Annotated in this window: 15 protein-coding genes; 13 read left to right on the top strand and 2 right to left on the bottom strand. The window is 46.5% G+C overall.

Going from position 1 to position 20,412, the window contains the following annotated elements; genetic code table 11:
- The first annotated feature begins 119 nt into the window (after positions 1-119).
- Both RDP42_RS00365 and RDP42_RS00360 read left to right on the top strand, forming a co-directional pair.
- A complete protein-coding gene (locus RDP42_RS00365; protein WP_308762073.1) occupies positions 120-1,097 on the top strand; it encodes a family 43 glycosylhydrolase in 978 nt (325 codons plus the stop codon).
- A 4-nt stretch (positions 1,098-1,101) separates the two neighbouring features.
- Positions 1,102-3,132, top strand: coding sequence for a hypothetical protein (locus RDP42_RS00360; protein ID WP_374046879.1), 2,031 nt, complete (start codon positions 1,102-1,104; stop codon positions 3,130-3,132).
- Positions 3,133-3,227: 95 nt separating this feature from the next.
- On the opposite strand, the gene RDP42_RS00355 is transcribed toward RDP42_RS00360, so the two are convergent.
- Together RDP42_RS00355 and RDP42_RS00350 are read right to left on the bottom strand one after the other, a co-directional pair.
- Positions 3,228-3,602, bottom strand: a complete 375-nt coding sequence (locus RDP42_RS00355) for a hypothetical protein (RefSeq protein WP_308762072.1) — start codon at positions 3,600-3,602, stop codon at positions 3,228-3,230.
- A gap of 21 nt (positions 3,603-3,623) precedes the next feature.
- Positions 3,624-4,583, bottom strand: a complete 960-nt coding sequence (locus tag RDP42_RS00350) for a calcium/sodium antiporter (RefSeq protein ID WP_308762100.1) — start codon at positions 4,581-4,583, stop codon at positions 3,624-3,626.
- Between the two features lie 207 nt (positions 4,584-4,790).
- Here RDP42_RS00350 and RDP42_RS00345 point away from each other — a divergent pair, with 207 nt between their 5' ends.
- From RDP42_RS00345 to rpsB, 11 genes are all read left to right on the top strand, one after another.
- Positions 4,791-6,713, top strand: coding sequence for a family 43 glycosylhydrolase (locus tag RDP42_RS00345; protein ID WP_308762071.1), 1,923 nt, complete (start codon positions 4,791-4,793; stop codon positions 6,711-6,713).
- Positions 6,714-6,737: 24 nt separating this feature from the next.
- A complete protein-coding gene (locus RDP42_RS00340) occupies positions 6,738-9,224 on the top strand; it encodes an alpha-L-arabinofuranosidase C-terminal domain-containing protein (RefSeq protein ID WP_308762070.1) in 2,487 nt (828 codons plus the stop codon).
- Positions 9,225-9,317: 93 nt separating this feature from the next.
- Complete coding sequence (locus RDP42_RS00335) at positions 9,318-11,678, top strand: beta-galactosidase (protein WP_308762069.1); 2,361 nt, start codon at positions 9,318-9,320, stop codon at positions 11,676-11,678.
- A 192-nt stretch (positions 11,679-11,870) separates the two neighbouring features.
- The gene (locus RDP42_RS00330; protein WP_308762068.1) at positions 11,871-13,184 is read left to right on the top strand and encodes an NAD(P)-dependent oxidoreductase; all 1,314 of its coding nucleotides are present in this window, start codon (positions 11,871-11,873) and stop codon (positions 13,182-13,184) included.
- A gap of 124 nt (positions 13,185-13,308) precedes the next feature.
- Complete coding sequence (purB, locus tag RDP42_RS00325; protein ID WP_303914456.1) at positions 13,309-14,655, top strand: adenylosuccinate lyase; 1,347 nt, start codon at positions 13,309-13,311, stop codon at positions 14,653-14,655.
- A gap of 66 nt (positions 14,656-14,721) precedes the next feature.
- On the top strand, positions 14,722-16,038 hold the full coding sequence (locus RDP42_RS00320; protein WP_308762067.1) for a pseudouridine synthase: 1,317 nt from the start codon (positions 14,722-14,724) through the stop codon (positions 16,036-16,038).
- Between the two features lie 83 nt (positions 16,039-16,121).
- A complete protein-coding gene (gene asnS / locus RDP42_RS00315; RefSeq protein ID WP_308762066.1) occupies positions 16,122-17,525 on the top strand; it encodes an asparagine--tRNA ligase in 1,404 nt (467 codons plus the stop codon).
- A gap of 156 nt (positions 17,526-17,681) precedes the next feature.
- Positions 17,682-18,173 carry a DUF4488 domain-containing protein gene (locus tag RDP42_RS00310; protein ID WP_308762065.1) on the top strand — a complete coding sequence of 164 codons (492 nt, stop codon included), beginning with the start codon at positions 17,682-17,684 and terminating at the stop codon, positions 18,171-18,173.
- A gap of 288 nt (positions 18,174-18,461) precedes the next feature.
- Positions 18,462-18,923 (top strand): 50S ribosomal protein L13, encoded by a 462-nt coding sequence (rplM, locus tag RDP42_RS00305; protein ID WP_007569888.1) that lies wholly within the window; start codon positions 18,462-18,464, stop codon positions 18,921-18,923.
- 6 nt (positions 18,924-18,929) lie between these two features.
- Entirely contained in the window at positions 18,930-19,316 is a 387-nt protein-coding gene (rpsI, locus tag RDP42_RS00300) for a 30S ribosomal protein S9 (protein WP_177866351.1), read from the top strand.
- Between the two features lie 209 nt (positions 19,317-19,525).
- Positions 19,526-20,365, top strand: a complete 840-nt coding sequence (gene rpsB / locus RDP42_RS00295; RefSeq protein WP_072541549.1) for a 30S ribosomal protein S2 — start codon at positions 19,526-19,528, stop codon at positions 20,363-20,365.
- Positions 20,366-20,412: the final 47 nt, after the last annotated feature.

The raw sequence follows: 20,412 nt of genomic DNA, 5'->3' as shown, positions 1-20,412 counted from the left end.
GGCATTTTGATTGCATTGTGCTATAATCTGACTGTATCGTTGGGGGTATTTAGAAGGAAGGGGATTACCTTTGTGTGGAATGAAAGAGTACACGTATATACTTTAAATTAAAAATACAAATGAAAATCAAGTGTTTATTTTGGGGGCTTGTTCTGTCATCCGGTCTGTATGCGGCTGATAAGTACTCCAATCCGGTGATTGACTATAGTTTACCTGATCCTTCGATTATAAAGGGGGATGACGGTTATTTTTATCTGTATGCTACGGAAGATATCCGGAATCTTCCGATTCACCGTTCCAAAGATTTGGTGAACTGGGAGTTTGTAGGGACTGCTTTTACAGATGCTACCCGTCCGAATTTTGAACCGGAAGGAGGAATATGGGCACCCGACATCAATAAGATAGGCAATCAATACGTCTTGTATTACTCGATGTCCGTATGGGGAGGAGAGTGGACTTGCGGTATAGGATGTGCGGTGGCCGACCGTCCGGAAGGACCGTTCAAGGATTGCGGCATGATGTTTCGCAGCAAGGGTATCAAGATACAGAACTGCATCGATCCGTTTTACATAGAAGAAAACGGACAGAAATATTTATTCTTTGGAAGTTTTAGTGGCATTTATGCGGTAGAACTGCGTGAAGACGGATTGAAGGTAAAGGAAGGAGCAGCTCCGGTGCAAGTGGCAGGGACGGCTTACGAAGGAACTTATATTCACAAACGTGATGGGTATTATTATCTTTTTGCTTCGATTGGAAGTTGCTGTGAAGGTTTGAAGAGTACTTACACTACGGTGGTTGGTCGCTCAAAGCACCTGCTGGGCCCTTATTTGAATAAAAAGGGAGAGCGCATGCTGGACAATCATCATGAAGTGCTTATTCATAAGAATGCACATTTTGTGGGGACGGGACACAATTCAGAGATTGTGACTGATGAGGCCGGAAACGACTGGATTTTGTATCATGCGGTCAGTGTGAAGCATCCTGACGGACGTGTCTTGATGCTCGATAAAGTTTCCTGGAAACGCAAATGGCCTGTGGTAGCCAGAAAACGTCCTTCTATTTCTGCTAAGAAACCATTTTTTAAGACAAAAAAATAATACTATGAATCTAAGACGATTATTATCTGTAGTGGCGTTGGGGATGGGAATACTGAGCGTACAGGCCTTGGAGTATGGCCCCTCGAATGTTTCGGCCTCTATTGCGTTGAAGGTACCGGGTAACATGGCGGTACATTATCCGTTGACATTGAATAAATTATCAGAGAGTAACTTTGACTATCAGTTGGTCAGCAATGCCAAACTGCCGTTGCTGATGTATCAGAAGGTGACAGGAGAGGGACAGACGAAGCAGGTGCAGGTATGGATTGTGGCCCTGGAGGATGTCTATTTTAATTTTGGCGAACAGCTCAAGTCGGATGCACGTCATGACGACTGTCTGTTCTACATGCCGGGCTTCTGGTACCGGCGGAACTTGCGTTCGCCCAAGGAGGCCCCTTCTTTTCATACGTCAGACAGCTGGGTGGTGCGGGAAGACCGTTTGAGTACCCCGATGACGACTATTTTTGATGAGAAAAACAAAAAGTCGATTTCGGTAACCCGTCTGTCCACATTTGGGGAGGAGGCCTTGACGACTCATAAGGAGGGAGAGGTGATTCTTTCAGGTAAAACGTCCCTCGGTTATACGGGATTTGAGAATGTGAATGGTACGGCTACACTGTCGTTTGGCTATCCTTATAAGGAGGCTCCCCAAACTTATATCCGTAAATTGACATTGGCCCCTTCGGTAGAAGCGTATCAGTTTCTCAAGAAAGGAGAGACTTTGACGCTAACTTGGGAACTTCACGAAACAGCCGCTGAAGATTTTTCTGATTGCGTGAAACAGGCTTGGGAATATAGCTATGATTTGTATAAGCCGGCTCCCGTGGAAACGCCTTATACTGCCGATTTTGTGAAAGAGGTGTTGAGTAATTTCTTTGTGGAAAGTTATGTGGACGATGCGCCCACGAAATATTATTCCGGTGTGGAATTACGGACGGCCACCTGTGATAAACTGGATGTGGCCGAAGTCGGTTTTGTGGGACGTACCTTATTGAATGCATTTAATGCGCTGGAATACGGAGAAGAAAAGCAACGCAAGGATTTGGTGGAGCATGCCAATCAGATTTTTGATTCCTACCTGCAGCATGGTTTTTCAGCAGCCGGCTTTTTCAATGAGGTGGTGCATTTCAAACGTAATTTTGTAGAAAACAATCATAGTATCCGTCGTCAGTCGGAGGGGGTATATGCGGTGTTGTATTACTTGGACTACGAAAAGCGGCAAGGACGGAAACATCCGGAATGGGAAGGACGTCTGAAAACGATGCTCGATGCCTTCCTGCGTTTGCAGAATGAAGATGGCAGTTTCCCGCGTAAGTTCAAGGATGATTTCTCCCTTGTAGACAAATCGGGAGGAAGTACGCCGTCGGCTACTCTTCCGTTGGTGATGGGGTACAAGTATTTTAAAGACAAACGTTATCTGGAAGCCGCAAAGCGTTCGGTCGGTTACTTGGAAAAGGAACTGATTTCAAAGGCTGACTATTTCTCTTCTACGCTGGATGCGAATTGTGAAGACAAAGAGGCATCTTTGTATGCTTCTACGGCTGCTTATTACCTGGCTTTGGTGACCAAAGGAAAGGAACAGGCGCATTATGCAGAATTATCCCGCAAGGCAGCTTATTTCGCTTTGTCGTGGTATTATACGTGGGATGTGCCGTTTGCCCAAGGACAGATGTTGGGTGATTTGGGCTTGAAGACTCGTGGCTGGGGAAACGTGTCGGTGGAAAACAATCACATTGATGTATTCGTTTTCGATTTCGCCGATGTGTTGCATTGGTTGGCGAAAGAATTCAATGAACCTCGTTTCACCGCCTTCTCGAATGTCATCAGCACTTCCATGCGTCAGTTGTTGCCGTACGAAGGACATTTGTGTGGAATCGCCAAGAAGGGATTCTATCCTGAAGTGGTGCAACATACCAATTGGGATTATGGAAAGAACGGCAAAGGGTATTACAATGATATCTTTGCACCGGGATGGGTAGTGGCTTCTTTGTGGGAGTTGTTGTCTCCGGGGCGTGCAGAACGTTTCTTGGAATAAAAACGAGCAATCCGGACTATTCGGATTGTAGCTTAACGGAACAGGATGGCTTATCTTAAGGATTATTTCCTTATAGAGTAAGCCATCCTGTTCGTTTATTTTCCTACACTGAGTATTTCCACCAATTCCATCACACCGTCGTATTCGGCGGCGAAGCCTTCAGTGGCAGGGCCTTTCAGCCGCACTTTCAACTGGGCGGGTACAGCGGTATAGGGTGAAGCCTCCGGAGGAAGGGCTGCCTTGTACTGCGTTTCCAGCTGACCCGAGGGGTCGGTAATCCAGTAGGCCGTGGTGTCTCCGTCGGCGGTAAAGCTTTGGGTTTCGTGTCCCATGATGAGTTGTCCGTGGAGCACCTGGAGAGAGTCGGTCGACACGGTTTGTGTCCCGGAACTGTCGGCAGGCGGCTGCTTGCCTGAGTGGCAGGCGCTCAGCAGGCTGAGGCCGGCAAAGAGAAAAATGATTTTTTTCATGTGTGAAATAGGTTTTTAGGGTTATTGTTGTGAAATCAGAAAAGCGGTGTAAGCTACATAGCATACCACCAGCAAGGCTCCTTCTATACGAGTGATGGTCCGTTTCTTGAAGAACCAGCCCACCAGCCAGAACAGGATGGAAGAGCCCACCAGTACGGCCATGTCGATGTTGTTGATGTTACCCATGGGCAGTGGAGAGAGAGTGGCGCTGCATCCCAGTACGAAGAACACGTTGAACAGGTTGCTGCCGATGACGTTTCCGATGGCAATACCCGGATTTTTTTTCAGGGCTGCTGTAATGGAAGTCGCCAGTTCCGGCAGGGAAGTACCTCCGGCTACCAAGGTCAGGCCGATGATGGAATCGCTGACACCCAGGGAGCGGGCAATGCCGCTGGCACCGTCGACAAACAGCTGACCACCGAAAATCAATCCGGCCAGTCCCCCTATAATGTATAAAGTCGATTTCCAGGCGGGCAGTTCCTTGACCTTCTGTTCCTCACTGCCGTCTTCATTTCCGTTGTGGGCAATGGCAAAGGTGTAGCGCATGAAAATCAGGAAGAATCCCAACAACACCAGTCCGTCTATCCGGCTGATGATGTTCTGGCTTTCTCCATCCAGCAGGCAATCGTTGGCAAAGCAAGTCAGTACCAAGGCCGAAAGGATGACCAGCGGGATTTCCTTGCTCATGGTGCCTTTCCCTACTTGGATGGGCAGTACCAGAGCCGTGCAGCCGATAATCATCAGTACGTTGAAGATATTGCTTCCCACGACGTTTCCGATAGACATTTCTGCACTGCCTTGTAAGGCCGAAAGTACACTGATCACCAGTTCAGGGGCAGAAGTACCGAAGGCTACGATGGTCAATCCGATGACCAGGTCGGAAATATGGAAGCGTTTGGCTACGGAAGCGGCACCGTCTGTCAGTCCGTTGGCCCCTACCAGAATCAGAACCAGCCCGACAATTAATAAAAGTAAATTCATCCACATACTATGTTTCGTTTTTTGTTTTCGTTTGTTGGCTGCAAATATAAGCAAGAATACAGAAACACAGAAATTTGTCGTTTCAATTATAAATTTATGGATTGAGGATAGAAATGCACGATTCTCCTCCTTTTTTGCATGATTAATAGTTGTATGTGATACACTAATTCTCTATCTTTGTGCCAAACGTTAACACATATAAAGTATATGAGAAACAGAATCCTGTCTTTATTATTCTTGCTTCCGTTTATTTCGGAATCACTGTCTGCCGCATTGGTGGATGAAAAAGATTATGTGGCTTATTTGTTCACTTATTTTACGGGAAACAATATCAGTGAAGAAGCCGTATGCTATGGAGTAAGTATGGATGGATATACTTACTATGCACTGAATAACAATAAGCCGGTGATTGACTCGAAAGTCATCAGTTCTACCGGAGGTGTACGTGACCCTCATATTCTGAGAGGAGAAGACGGTCAGACTTTTTACATGGTGGTTACCGACATGGTTTCCGACAATGGATGGGACTCCAACCGGGCCATGGTTTTGTTGAAATCTACAGATTTAGTCAACTGGTCTCATTCGGTAGTGAACATTCAGAAACGCTATCCGGGTCAGGAAAAGCTGAAACGGGTATGGGCTCCGCAGACCATTTTTGACAAAGAGGCAGGAAAATACATGATTTATTTCTCCATGCAGTATGCCGGAGGTCCGGATGTGATTTATTATGCGTATGCGAACGAAGACTTTACCGACCTGGAGGGAGAACCGAAACCACTTTTCATTCCGAGCAACAAGACTTCCTGTATCGATGGAGACATTGTATATAAAGACGGAGTATATCACCTTTTCTATAAGACTGAAGGAAACGGAAATGGTATCAAGGTCGCTACGACCCGTGCGCTGACTTCCGGAAAGTGGGAAGAACAGCCGGATTACAAGCAGCAGACCAAGGAAGCCGTGGAAGGTGCCGGTACGTTCAAACTAATTGGACAGGACAAATATATTCTGATGTATGATGTGTATATGAAAGGTGCCTACCAGTTTACGGAAACAACCGACCTGAAGCATTTCAAGGCGATAGACCAGGCGGTGAAGATGAACTTCCATCCGCGCCACGGTACCATCATTCCGATTACACGTGCCGAATTGAAACGCATCACAGACCAATGGGGTAAGCCGGCCGAACTGGGTGAATTGCCGGTCAATCCTGCATTGCCGGGATTCCATGCAGATCCGGAAGTGCTGTATTCGCATCAGACACAGCGTTATTATATCTATTCTACGACCGACGGACAGCCCGGATGGGGAGGATGGTATTTCACCGTATTCTCTTCTGCCGACCTGAAGGAGTGGAAGTATGAAGGTGTCATGTTGGACTTGCGTTCTCCGCAGGTGCCTTGGGCCAATGGTAATGCGTGGGCACCGGCCATTGAAGAAAAACTGATTGACGGAAAATACAAATATTTCTTCTATTATAGTGGTAATCCGACCGATGACTCCGGTAAGAAAATCGGAGTGGCTGTAGCCGATTCTCCGGTAGGTCCTTTCAAAGATATGGGCAAACCTATCGTGACAGACTCTCCGGTAGGTTACGGACAGCAGATTGATGTGGATGTGTTTACCGATCCGGTTTCTGGCAAGTCTTATTTGTACTGGGGTAACGGTTATATGGCCGGTGCAGAACTGAACGACGACATGGTATCCATCAAGAAAGAAACCTTGAAGGTGATGACTCCGAAGGGTGGCAGTTTGAAAGATTATGCTTACCGTGAAGCTCCTTATGTATTCTATCGTCAGGGTACTTACTACTTCATGTGGTCGGTCGACGATACGGGTTCAGCCAACTATCATGTGGCTTACGGTACGTCGGATTCTCCGCTGGGACCGATTAAGGTGGCGAAAGATCCGGTGGTGCTGATACAGGATCCTTCACAGGAAATTTACGGTACAGCTCATAACTCTGTTGTGAGGAAACCGGGTACAGACGAATGGTATATTGTATACCATCGCATCAACAAAAACTATTTGAAATCAGATAAAGGACCGGGCGTACACCGTGAGGTATGTATCGACCGGATGGAATTCAATGCGGATGGAACCATCCAGCGTGTGAAAGTATCCAAATAATCATTCTATTAAATCTTCTTACCTATGAAACACCTGACACATTTAGCAGCTTTATGTGCTTGCCTTACCAGTCTTCCTGTGGCGGCTCGCGTGCAGGAAGTGATGAACGAACCGGATTCGGTCTATCTGTTCTCGTATGCTACCGTAAATGACGCGGGACGCAGCGGTCTGAAACTGGCTTGGAGCCCGGATGCCGACCGCTGGTTCAGTATTGGAAACGGATACGGCTATATGAAATGTGATTACGGAACCTGGGGAGCTGAAAAGCGGATGCTGAATCCTCATCTGACACGGGATGAAAAAGGATTGTGGCATTGCGCCTGGCAGTTGAACGAAAGCGGAAAGGAGTGGGGACAGGCCACTTCGCCGGACTTGATGAAATGGAATCCGCAGTCGTATTACTTGCAGTCTCCGGGAGAAGGAACTGGAATCCAAGGCAGCGAGACCCGCAAGAAAGCTGTTGTGGAAGGTGTGGTAGAACAAGGATATATGCAGAAAGTGGCCTGGGAAGAAGTGGACCGACTGTTGAAGTTTGTCGACTACCGGGCCTATAGAGACCAGTTGAATAATGAACGGACGGAACAGGATGGCCAGCGCTTTGCTGGGTTGGCTCCTGTATCCTTGCAGTTGACAGTCCGTCCGGAAGAAGCCAAACCCATCAGTGACAAACTGATTGGCATTTTCTTTGAAGACATCAACTACGGAGCCGACGGCGGGCTTTATGCCGAACTGGTGCAGAACCGTGACTTTGAATATACATCGAAAGAAGGCTCTGCTCAGGGATGGGATCATGGATATGCTTGGAGTGTGTGGGAGAACGGAAAGTCGTCGGCTGTACAGGTAGCCACGGAGCATCCTTTGCATGCCAACAACCCGCATTATGTGGTGTGGCAGGCCAAGCCGGGAAGCTCTCTCCGTAATACGGGCTTTGATGGTATTACGTTGAAGAAAGGCGAGAAATATGACTTCTCTCTCTTTGCTTCTATGCCCGAAGGCAGCAAAGGCGGAAAGGTTGTCGTACGCTTGTTGGATGCTCAAGGCAAGGAAGTGGCACAGGCTTCCGTAAAGGTAAAGGCGGGTGACTGGAAGAAGCAGACTGCGGTGCTGACGGCACAAGCAGATGTGGATGCGGCTGTACTTTCGCTGGAACCGGAATTTACAGGAGAACTGCACTTAGACATGATTTCACTTTTCCCGCAAAAGACCTTCAAAGGACATAAGAACGGGTTGAGAGCTGATTTGGCTCAGACATTGGCTGATTTGCATCCTCGTTTTATGCGTTTCCCAGGCGGTTGTGTGGCTCATGGAAACGGAATTGACAATATTTACCGCTGGAAAAACTCCGTCGGCCCGCTGGAAGCCCGTAAGTCGATGCGGAACTTGTGGGGCTACCATCAGACACTGGGACTGGGGTATTTTGAGTATTTCCAGTTCTGTGAAGATATAGGAGCGGAACCGCTGCCGGTATTGGCCGCTGGAGTGCCGTGCCAGAACTCTGCCTGCATCCCTGGCAAACTTTTGAGTGGCGGACAGCAGGGCGGAATCCCCATGGAAGAAATGGATGCCTATGTGCAGGACATTCTGGACTTGATTGAATATGCCAACGGTGACCCGAAGAAGAACAAATGGGCCAAGATGCGGGCGGAAGCCGGTCATCCGAAACCGTTTAATCTGAAATGCATCGGCATCGGCAACGAGGATTTGATTACGCCGATTTTTGAGGAACGCTTTGAAATGATTTTCAAGGCCATTAAAGAAAAATATCCGGAAATCACTGTCATCGGTACAGTGGGGCCTTTCTATGAAGGTACAGATTATGAGGCTGGATGGAAATTCGCTTCCCGCTTGCAGGTGCCGATGGTAGACGAGCATTATTATAATACGCCGGGATGGTTTATCAATAACCAGGACTATTACGACCGGTACGACCGTTCCAAACCGAAAGTGTATTTGGGAGAGTATGCGGCTCATCTGCCCGGTCGCCCGAACAACATTGAGACGGCCTTGGCAGAAGCGTTGTACCTGACCTCGGTAGAGCGGAACGGTGACATCGTATCGATGACTTCGTATGCGCCGTTGCTGGCCAAGGAAGGACATACCCAGTGGAATCCCGACTTGATTTATTTCAACAATAAGGAAGTGAAACCCACTGTGGGCTATTATACCCAACAGCTTTACGGACAGAATTCCGGTGACACGTATCTGCCTGCCGACCGGAAGATTGACAATTTCCGTCAGGATGTACAGCGCAGAATCGGTACGTCGGTAGTGCGTGACAGCAAGACAGGCGATGTGATTGTGAAGTTGGTCAACTTGCTGCCGGTTCCGGTGAAGACCCAGTTGAACGGTTTGACACAGGAAGGAGGACAGGTGACTTTACAAGTTCTTTCCGGTACTCCGACCGATCAACAGGCGCGTCCGGTGAAGAAAGAAATCTCCTTGAAGGACTTGTCACAGTATGAGATGCCTGCTTATTCGTTGAGTGTGATTCGGATTCATTTGTCAAAATAAAGAGACTGATTGATTTTTGTCTCTTTTTTGACAGATTTATGAAATCTAAAGAACGGAGAAAAAACTATTTTTGGCAATCTAATTTTAATATGTATGAAATATAAACACGCATTATGGGGCGTAGGCCTTTCTTTATTATTTTCCTTCGGGACACTCTCGGCTTCTGCAACTTCACCTGCTGGAGAAGAGGTGAACGTAAAGGAAACATTTGCAGTAGGTAAAGGGACGTTTTTATTGAATGGAAAGCCTTTTGTGGTAAAGGCTGCCGAAGTACATTATCCGCGTATTCCGGAACCTTACTGGGAACAGCGTATTCTTTCTTGTAAGGCATTGGGCATGAATACCCTTTGCTTGTATGTATTCTGGAACTTGCATGAACAGCATCCGGGTGAGTTCGATTTCTCAGGTAACAAGGACATTGCTAAGTTCTGCCGTCTGGCACAGAAACACGGAATGTATGTCATCGTACGTCCGGGACCATATGTTTGTGCAGAATGGGAAATGGGCGGACTGCCCTGGTGGTTGCTCAAGAAAAAAGATGTACAGCTGCGTACACTTGACCCTTACTACATGGAACGAGTTGGCATCTTTATGAACGAGGTCGGCAAACAGCTGGCCGACTTGCAGCTTTCCCGTGGGGGAAACATCATTATGGCACAGGTGGAAAATGAATACGGTTCGTATGGTATCAACAAGCCTTATGTATCGGCCATTCGCGACATCGTGAAGAAGGCGGGTTTCACCGACGTGCCTCTTTTCCAGTGCGACTGGAGTTCCAACTTCACCAACAATGCCTTGGACGATTTGTTGTGGACGGTCAACTTCGGTACGGGTGCCAATATTGACGAGCAGTTCAAGAAACTGAAGTCCTTGCGCCCGGAGACTCCGATGATGTGCAGTGAGTTCTGGAGCGGCTGGTTCGACCATTGGGGACGGAAGCATGAAACCCGCGATGCGGCTACGATGGTGAGCGGTATCAAGGACATGCTGGACCGGAACATTTCATTCAGCTTGTATATGACCCACGGAGGTACGACCTTCGGCTGGTGGGGCGGTGCCAATAACCCGGCTTATTCGGCCATGTGTAGTTCCTACGATTATGATGCGCCGATCAGTGAGGCCGGATGGACCACTCCGAAGTATTTCCAGTTGCGTGACCTGTTGAAACAATATCTTCCGGAAGGGGAAACTCTGCCTGAACCTCCGGCAGCTTTCCCTGTGATTTCTGTACCGGCCATTACAGACTGGAAGGTGGCTCCGTTGTTTGAAAATCTGCCAGAACCAAAACAATCGGAAGATATCCAGCCGATGGAAATGTTCGACCAAGGTTGGGGAACGATTCTGTATCGCACTACCTTGAAAGAGGATGTAAAAGGTACGTTGCATATTGACGAAGTACACGACTGGGCCCAGGTGTTTGCTAACGGTAAACTGTTAGGACGTCTGGATCGTCGTCACGGTGAATTTACGTTGCCGTTGAAAGAAACCTTGAAGAAAGGAACTCAGTTGGACATCCTGGTAGAAGCCATGGGGCGTGTAAACTTTGACAAATCTATCCACGACCGGAAAGGTATCACCCAGAAGGTGGAAGTGATCAATGGTGACCAGGCACAGGAATTGAAAGGCTGGACGGTATATAACCTGCCTCCTTTCTATGAATTTGTCAATCAGAAAAACTACCAGGCTGGAAAACCGGTAGACGGTCCGGCTTATTATAAAGCGACTTTCCATTTGGACAAGACAGGCGATACCTTCCTGGATATGGAGACCTGGGGTAAAGGTATGGTTTGGGTCAACGGACATGCCATGGGACGTTTCTGGGAAATAGGTCCGCAGCAGACCTTGTACATGCCGGGATGCTGGCTGAAGGAAGGCGACAATGAAATCATTGTGCTTGATTTGAAGGGACCGGCAGAAGCCAAAGTGGTCGGCGTGGAAAAACCGATTCTCGACATGTTGCGTGAGAAAGCTCCGGAAACCCATCGCAAAGACGGTCAGAACCTGAATCTGAAAGCTGAAAAGCCGGTGATGACAGGTACGTTCAAGGCAGGCAACGGCTGGCAGGAAGTACGTTTTGAGAAACCGACCACCGGACGTTATTTCTGTCTGGAAGGAGTTTCCAACTATGATGGTACCAACATTGCCGCTGTGGCCGAAATGGATGTGTTGGGTGCAGACGGAAAACCGGTTTCCCGCGAAAGCTGGAAGATTGTCTATGCCGACAGCGAAGAAACCCGCAGTGGTAACCGTACCGCCGACAAGGTATTCGACTTGCAGGAAAGCACTTTCTGGCAGACAGTGGACAATACCGCTTATCCGCATCAGATTGTCATTGATTTAGGAAAAGAATATCAGGTGACAGGTTTCCGCATGCTGCCACGCGCGGAAGCCGGTGCGCCAGGTTTGATAAAGGATTATAAGGTATATGTAAAGAAATCAGATTTTACATATTGATTTTTCAGTTTGTATAGAGCTTAAGGTATTTCAGGGAGATATCCCACAGACGGCGGGTCTGTGGGATATTTTTTTGCTTAGTGAAATAAAAACAGTATTCTTTCGTTTCTTTGTGACATTTTTTTACGAACTTTGCCGCCCAACGTGAAATAGAGATGCGAAAAGGAATTGCATCAGATAACAGATGAAAGAATGAACGATTCAAAACCGACATTTAAGGAAATAAACGAAAGCTATACATTAAAAGAAGCCATTACAGAGGCCAAGCGTTGCTTGAACTGTAAGCATCCTTCCTGTAAGAAGGGATGCCCGATAGAGAATGACATTCCGGAGTTTATCCATGAATTGTCAAAAGGGAATATGGGAAATGCCATGGCGATTATCAATGAAAAAAGCAATCTGCCAGCCATCTGCGGTCGTGTTTGTCCGCATGAAAAGCAATGTCAGGGGCATTGCGTGTTGTATCCGAAGGGAAAAGGTATTGAAATCGGAAAGCTGGAACGCTTCATCGCCGATTTTGATACGGAGATGAATCTGATTCGTGAAAAGTTGCCGCAGAAAACCCGTGGAAAGGTGGCTGTCATCGGCTCGGGACCTGCCGGACTGACCGTGGCAGGCGACTTGGCTCGTCAGGGTTTCAATGTGACCATCTTTGAAAGTCAGGCAGAGGCCGGAGGAGTCTTGATGTACGGTATTCCGGAATACCGTTTGCCCAAACAGGTAGTACGTCAGGAAATCCAGAAGATTGAAGCGTTGGGTGTCAACTTTGTGCTGAATTGTGTGGTAGGAAAACAATTGACCATCGACGATCTTTTTACACAGGGATACGATGCTATTTTTATCGGTTCGGGTACGGCGTTGCCGAAATCGCTGGATATTCCGGGGGCCGGACTGCGTGGTGTCATTCAAGCCACGTACCTGTTGCACATGGCCAATATTTATAGCGAAGGCACGGTTGGGCGTGATAAAGTACCGGTGATTGCAGGAGAGCATGTGGCCGTAATGGGTTGCGGCAACGTCGCTATGGATGCGGCTCGTACAGCAGTGCGTATGGGGGCCGCCAGTGTAACGATTGTGTACCGTCGTACGGAAGCTGACATGCCGGCCATTCAGGCAGAGTATCAGGCAGCCGTACAAGAAGGCGTGAAGTTTTTGTGGCAGACCTCTACCACGGAATTTTTGGGCGATGCGGAAGGAAAGGTCATCGGTTTACGCGCCAATACTCCGGAAGGCGTCAAGGAATATACCTTCGACCGTATCTGTCTGGCAGTAGGTTCTCGTCCGGCCAGTCGGATTGTATCTACGACCGAAGGCATTGACACTGATGATAACGGCTACGTACTGGTGAAAGAACGTCCGTTTGGTATGACCAGCCGGAAAGGAGTTTTTGCCGGAGGTGACGTGGTGCATCGGCCGCAGACGGTGGTGATGGCCATGAAGGCAGCCAAAAGTGTAGCAGTGGGCATTGCGCAGTATGTAGATGCCATAAAATTATTGAGCGAATAACCTAATTATAAAATAAATACTAAAGTTTAAGCCGTATCTCCTGATAACTCAGGAAAAAGCATTAATTTCGCGAATTCAAAGGAAAGTGTAGAAATTAGATACCAAAAATAAATTTACGACAATGATGGAGCTTGATTTACTCACAGCTGTATCGCCGATTGACGGCCGATACAGAAGCAAAGCGGGAGCTTTGGCCGCTTATTTTTCTGAATATGCGCTCATGAAATATCGTGTGCGGGTAGAAATTGAATATTTCATTACATTGTGTGAGTTGCCGTTGCCGCAGTTGAGTTCATTCGATGCGGCTCGTTTTGAGTCTCTCCGTGATATTTACCGTAACTTCTCGGAAGCAGATGCCGCACGTATCAAAGAAATTGAAAGCGTGACTAACCACGATGTGAAAGCGGTAGAGTATTTCATCAAGGAGCAGTTTGACAAACTGGGTGGTCTGGAACATTACAAAGAATTTATCCACTTCGGACTGACCTCTCAGGATATCAACAACACTTCAGTTCCCTTGTCTATTAAGGATGCGCTGGAAGAAGTGTATTATCCGCAGATTCAGAAGCTGATTGACCAGCTGACAACCTATGCGGAAGAATGGAAGAATATTCCGATGCTGGCAAAAACACACGGTCAGCCGGCTTCTCCGACTCGTCTGGGAAAAGAAATCATGGTGTTTGTATACCGTTTGAACCGTCAGTTGGCGGTGTTGAAGGCTTGTCCGCTGACTGCGAAGTTCGGAGGTGCTACCGGTAACTACAACGCACATCACGTAGCTTATCCGGATTTCGACTGGAAGGCATTCGGCAACAAGTTCGTATCGGAGAAACTGGGCTTGGAACGGGAAGAATATACTACACAGATTTCCAACTACGACGGACTGGGAGCTATCTTTGATGCCATGAAGCGTATCAATACCATCATGATTGACATGAACCGTGACTTCTGGCAGTACATCTCTATGGAGTACTTCAAGCAGAAAATCAAAGCAGGTGAAGTAGGTTCCAGTGCTATGCCACATAAGGTGAATCCGATTGACTTTGAAAATGCGGAAGGTAATCTGGGAATGGCCAACGCGATTTTTGCCCATCTGTCTGCCAAGTTGCCGATTTCTCGTCTGCAACGTGACTTGACCGACTCTACGGTATTACGCAACATCGGCGTGCCGTTCGGACATACTATCATTGCCATCCAGAGTTCCTTGAAGGGCCTTGGCAAATTGCTGCTGAACGAGCACAAGATTTATGAAGACCTGGATAACTGCTGGAGCGTAGTGGCTGAGGCTATTCAGACGATTCTGCGCCGGGAAGCTTATCCGCATCCGTATGAAGCACTGAAGGCTTTGACACGTACGAACCAGGCTATCACAGAAGCTTCTATCAAGGATTTCATCGAAACACTGAACGTAAGCGAAGACATCAAGAAAGAATTGCGTGCGATTACTCCGCACAACTATACTGGAGTATAATTTAAAACAAACAATATCGCCCGAGAGGGTATCACAGAGTATTAATTAGCATTAAACAAAAAAATTATGGCAGAAAAAGAATTCAGACAGGAAGGCGAAAACAGCCAGTCTGGCCGCGATGGTTACAAGTCTTATAACAGAGAAGGATATAATAAATATGGTAGAGGCGAGAAAAGCAACAGCTATGGTCGCCGTCCATATAATAACAATAGAGAAGGGGGAGAGGGCTATCGCTCTTCGTATAATCCCCGTTTCAATAACAACAACGGGGAGGACCGTCCGCAGAGAGGTGGTTACGGCAACCGTCCGCAGCGTCCTTATGGGAATCGTCCGTATAACAACGAAGGAGGCGAACAGCGTTCTTCTTATAATCCTCGTTTCAATAACAACAACGGCAATCGTCCGCAGCGTCCTTACGGTAATCGTCCGTATAATAATAACAATGAAGGAGGCGAACAGCGTCCGTATCGTCCGCGTTTTAACAACGGTGGACAGCAGGGTGGCGAACAGCGTTCCTATCGTCCGCGGTTTAATAACGGTGGACAGCAGGGTGGCTATGGTCGTCCGCAAGGAGGATACCGTCCACGTACAGCCGACTACAATCCGAATGCGAAATACAGCATGAAAAAGCAGATTGAGTACAAGGATGTGCTGACTGATCCGGATGAACCGATTCGTTTGAACAAGTTCTTGGCTAATGCGGGAATCTGCTCTCGTCGTGAAGCGGATGAATTCATTACTGCCGGAGTGGTTTCAGTAAACGGTGAGATTGTTACCGAATTGGGTACAAAGGTAAAACGTTCGGATGAAGTGAAATTCCACGACCAGCCGGTGAGCATCGAGCGCAAGGTGTATGTGTTGCTTAACAAGCCGAAAGACTGTGTGACGACTTCCGACGATCCTCAGGAACGTAAGACCGTGATGGATTTCGTGAAAGGGGCCTGCAAGGAGCGTATTTATCCGGTAGGGCGTCTGGACCGCAATACCACTGGAGTCCTTCTGCTGACCAATGATGGAGACTTGGCTTCCAAGCTGACTCATCCGAAGTTCCTGAAGAAGAAAATCTACCATGTATATTGCGACAAGAATGTGACAAAAGCAGATTTGGATCAGATTGTACAGGGTATCACACTGGATGACGGTGAAATCCATGCCGATGCTGTCAGCTACGCATCGGATACGGATAAATCGCAGGTGGGCATTGAAATCCACTCTGGAAAGAACCGTATCGTACGTCGTATTTTCGAGTCGTTGGGATATCGGGTAGTAAAATTGGACCGTGTCTATTTTGCCGGACTGACCAAGAAGGGACTTCGCCGAGGCGATTGGCGTTACTTGACGGAACAGGAAGTGGCCATGTTGCGTATGGGGTCTTTTGAATAATGAGAAATAAATTGAACACAGGGATAGGCGGATACCAAATATCTCTGTGTTTTTTAGATTAATTGATAAAACATAGAATCAAAATGGAAACAATTCGTAGAACAAAGATTGTTGACCTGCTGAAGCGTGAAGATTTTGGCGCGATGGTCAATGTGAAAGGTTGGGTGCGTACTCGCCGTGGTAGCAAGCAAGTAAACTTTATTGCATTGAATGATGGTTCTACTATAAATAATGTGCAGATTGTGGTCGACTTGGCTAATTTCGACGAGGAATTGCTGAAACTGATTACTACCGGTGCATGTCTGAGCGTGAACGGAGAGCTGGTGAAGTCAGTTGGTGCCGGACAGGCTGCAGAAATCCAGGCACGTGAAATCGAAGTGCTGGGTACTTGCGACAATACTTATCCGTTGCAGAAGAAGGGACACTCTATGGAGTTCTTGCGTGAAATCGCTCATTTGCGTCCGCGTACGAATACGTTTGGTGCCGTATTCCGTATCCGTCATAACATGGCAATCGCCATTCATAAGTTCTTCCATGAAAGAGGTTTCTTCTATTTCCATACACCGTTGATTACCGCTTCCGACTGTGAAGGAGCAGGCCAGATGTTTCAGGTAACTACCATGAACCTCTATGACTTGAAGAAAGACGAGAAAGGTTCCATCATTTATGATAATGACTTCTTTGGCAAGCAGACCAGTCTGACGGTTTCCGGACAGCTGGAAGGTGAGCTGGCAGCTACTGCCCTGGGAGCAATTTATACTTTCGGTCCAACTTTCCGTGCCGAAAACTCCAATACGCCGCGTCACTTGGCTGAATTCTGGATGATTGAACCGGAAGTAGCTTTCAATGACATTAACGACAACATGGACTTGGCCGAAGAGTTCATCAAATATTGCGTACAGTGGGCATTGGATAACTGCTACGACGATGTGAAGTTCCTGAACGATATGTTCGACAAGGGCTTGATTGAACGTCTGCAGGGGGTATTGAAAGAATCTTTCGTGCGTCTGCCTTATACAGAAGGTATCAAGATTCTGGAAGAAGCAGTAGCCAACGGCCACAAGTTTGAGTTCCCGGTTTACTGGGGTGTGGATTTGGCTTCAGAACATGAACGCTTCCTGGTAGAAGAACACTTCAAACGTCCGGTTATTCTGACTGATTATCCGAAAGAAATCAAGGCCTTCTACATGAAGCAAAACGAAGACGGTAAGACCGTACGTGCCATGGATGTTTTGTTCCCGAAGATCGGAGAAATCATCGGTGGTTCAGAACGTGAAGCGGATTATGACAAGTTGCTGGCTCGCATTCAGGAATTGCACATCCCGATGAAAGATATGTGGTGGTATCTGGATACTCGTAAGTACGGTTCATGTCCTCATTCAGGCTTCGGGCTGGGCTTCGAACGTCTGCTGTTGTTCGTAACCGGTGTGTCGAATATCCGCGATGTGATTCCGTTCCCGCGTACTCCGCATAATGCTGAATTCTAATAGAGTACAATATATTTGTAAGAAGAAAAAGCCATTCTGCTTGGAATGGCTTTTTTTTATGCTTTTTTGGTAGAAAAAAGTAGATAAAGCGCGTGATTTTCAAATTATTTTATATTTTTGTAGGTAACCTAACAGGCAATTCTAATACTTTTAGTTATGAAAATACGCGATTTCTTTCTGGTGGCATTTCTAATGCTTTTAACTGTCGGCAGTTCGATGGCCCAGGATGTACAGGAGAAGACTCCAATCACTTTGCATGGGGTTTGGCAGATGTGTTTTTATCGTTCTAATTCTCCGGATATTCCCGGTGAACTCAAAACAAGTAATTCTTTGAAGATTCTTTCTGATGATGGACGCTTCACCAACTTGCTGATGATGCAGACGGGGGCTGTCATTTTGGGGTATGGAACTTATGAAATCAACAATGAGGGCCTTTATACAGAATATGTAGAGAAGAACGTACATCTTCCGCAGTTGAATGGGGGAAAGAATGAAATGCATTTCGATTTGAAAGAAAACGGAACTCTGATGTATGTAAAATATTTTTTGAAGAATGATGCCAATGGAAATGAAATTGATTCGTGGTGTCATGAAATCTGGAAGAAAGTGGAAATGTCACCGGTTTACCCAGGTGATGAACTGCGATAATAGATTAATGTAAGAATAAAATAAATAAGAAAGGCGGTTCCGGAATGAAGTCCAGGTGCCGCCTTCATTGTTTCTGGCGTAGAGTCGCTATTCATAATCAACCGTTTATCCCGCGAAAAAAAAACTTAAAATCTTTGTTGGTTAAAAGAAAAGCCGTACCTTTGCAAGCCGATTATTATCAACTAGTGATAAATTTTTAATTCTGAGTGCTTTATTCTTCTTTGTCCGGGAAGAGTAGGGCGGGAGGAATTTGTTTTTTAGTAGTTAACATTTAAAAAAGATTTAAGAGTGGATACTTTAAGTTACAAGACCATTTCTGCAAACAAGGAAACTGCGACGAAAGAATGGGTCGTAGTTGATGCTACCGATCAGGTGGTAGGTCGCCTCGGTGCTAAAGTTGCAAAGTTGTTGAGAGGTAAGTATAAACCAAACTTCACCCCTCATGTAGACTGCGGTGATAACGTTATTATCATCAATGCAGACAAAGTGAAATTTACAGGAAACAAGTGGAATGATAAAATCTACTTGAGCTACACCGGTTATCCGGGCGGTCAGCGTGAAATCACTCCGGCTCGCTTGATGGCTAAGCCGAATGGCGCTGAAAAATTGATGAAGAGAGTAGTAAAAGGTATGCTTCCGAAAAATCGTCTGGGAGCTAAGTTGCTGGGCAACCTTTATGTATATGAAGGCGCTGAACACAAACATGAAGCTCAGACTCCGAAAGTAATTGATATTAACACACTTAAATAATAAAGAATGGAAGTAGTAAATGCATTAGGCAGACGTAAAAGCGCAGTTGCTCGCGTTTTCGTAAGCGAAGGTACAGGAAAGATTACTATTAACAAGAGAGACCTTGCACAGTACTTTCCATCAACTATTCTGCAGTATGTAGTTAAACAGCCGTTGAACAAATTGGAAGTGGCTGAAAAATATGATATCAAAGTTAACTTGTGTGGTGGCGGTTTCACTGGTCAGTCTCAGGCTTTGCGTCTGGCTATCGCTCGTGCACTGGTTAAAATCAACCCTGAAGACAAGAAGACTCTTCGTGCAGAAGGCTTCATGACTCGTGATTCTCGTTCTGTTGAACGTAAGAAACCGGGACGTCCGAAAGCACGTCGTAGATTCCAGTTCAGTAAACGTTAACGAGGGGACAAGTTGGATAAGGGACAAGTTGGCAAGGATACTCTCTTATAGATTATTTCCTTGTTGCCTCGTCAACTGATACCTCGTCACCTAAAGAAGCGTTTAGTATCTAAACTGCCAGGATTCTTCCTGCAAGCATTTGTCGGAAAGACTACCGGACAGTTGGTTCAATAAACAAAAAAGAAAGTAAACGATTAAAATTAAAGACAATGTCAAGAGTAAATTTTGATACATTATTGGAGGCTGGTTGCCACTTCGGACACCTTAAAAGAAAGTGGAACCCTGCAATGGCTCCTTATATTTTCATGGAACGCAACGGTATTCATATCATCGATTTGAACAAAACTGTTGCTAAAGTTGATGAAGCTGCTGAAGCTTTGAAACAAATCGCAAAATCAGGAAAGAAAGTCCTGTTCGTTGCTACTAAGAAACAAGCTAAACAGGTAGTAGCTGAGAAAGCTGCTTCTGTAAACATGCCGTACGTAATCGAACGTTGGCCGGGTGGTATGTTGACTAACTTCCCGACAATCCGTAAGGCTGTGAAGAAAATGGCTACTATCGATAAATTGACTAACGATGGTACTTATTCTAACCTGTCAAAGAGAGAAATCCTGCAGATTTCTCGTCAGCGTGCTAAATTGGAAAAGAACCTTGGTTCTATCGCTGATTTGACTCGTCTGCCGTCTGCATTGTTCGTAGTCGACGTAATGAAAGAAAACATCGCAGTCCGCGAAGCTAACCGTCTGGGTATTCCTGTATTTGCTATCGTAGATACAAACTCTGACCCGACAAACGTAGACTTCGTAATTCCGGCAAACGATGACGCTACTAAGTCAGTAGAAGTTATCTTGGATGCTTGCTGCGCTGCAATGGCAGAAGGTCTGGAAGAAAGAAAAGCTGAAAAGGTAGATATGGAAGCTGCTGGTGAAAACGCACCGAAAGCTGCAAAGAAAAAATCTACTAAGGCTCGCATGGACAAGGCTGAAGAAGAAGCCATCAACGCTTCTAAAGCAGCTGCCTTCATGAACAAAGACGAAGAAGAAGCTTAATATAAAGTAAGTTGAGAATTGAAAATTGAAAATTGGGAAGACTGTAT

Source organism: uncultured Bacteroides sp. (assembly GCF_902472605.1).
Lineage (GTDB): Bacteria > Bacteroidota > Bacteroidia > Bacteroidales > Bacteroidaceae > Phocaeicola.
This window is presented reverse-complemented; position numbering and strand designations above follow the sequence as displayed.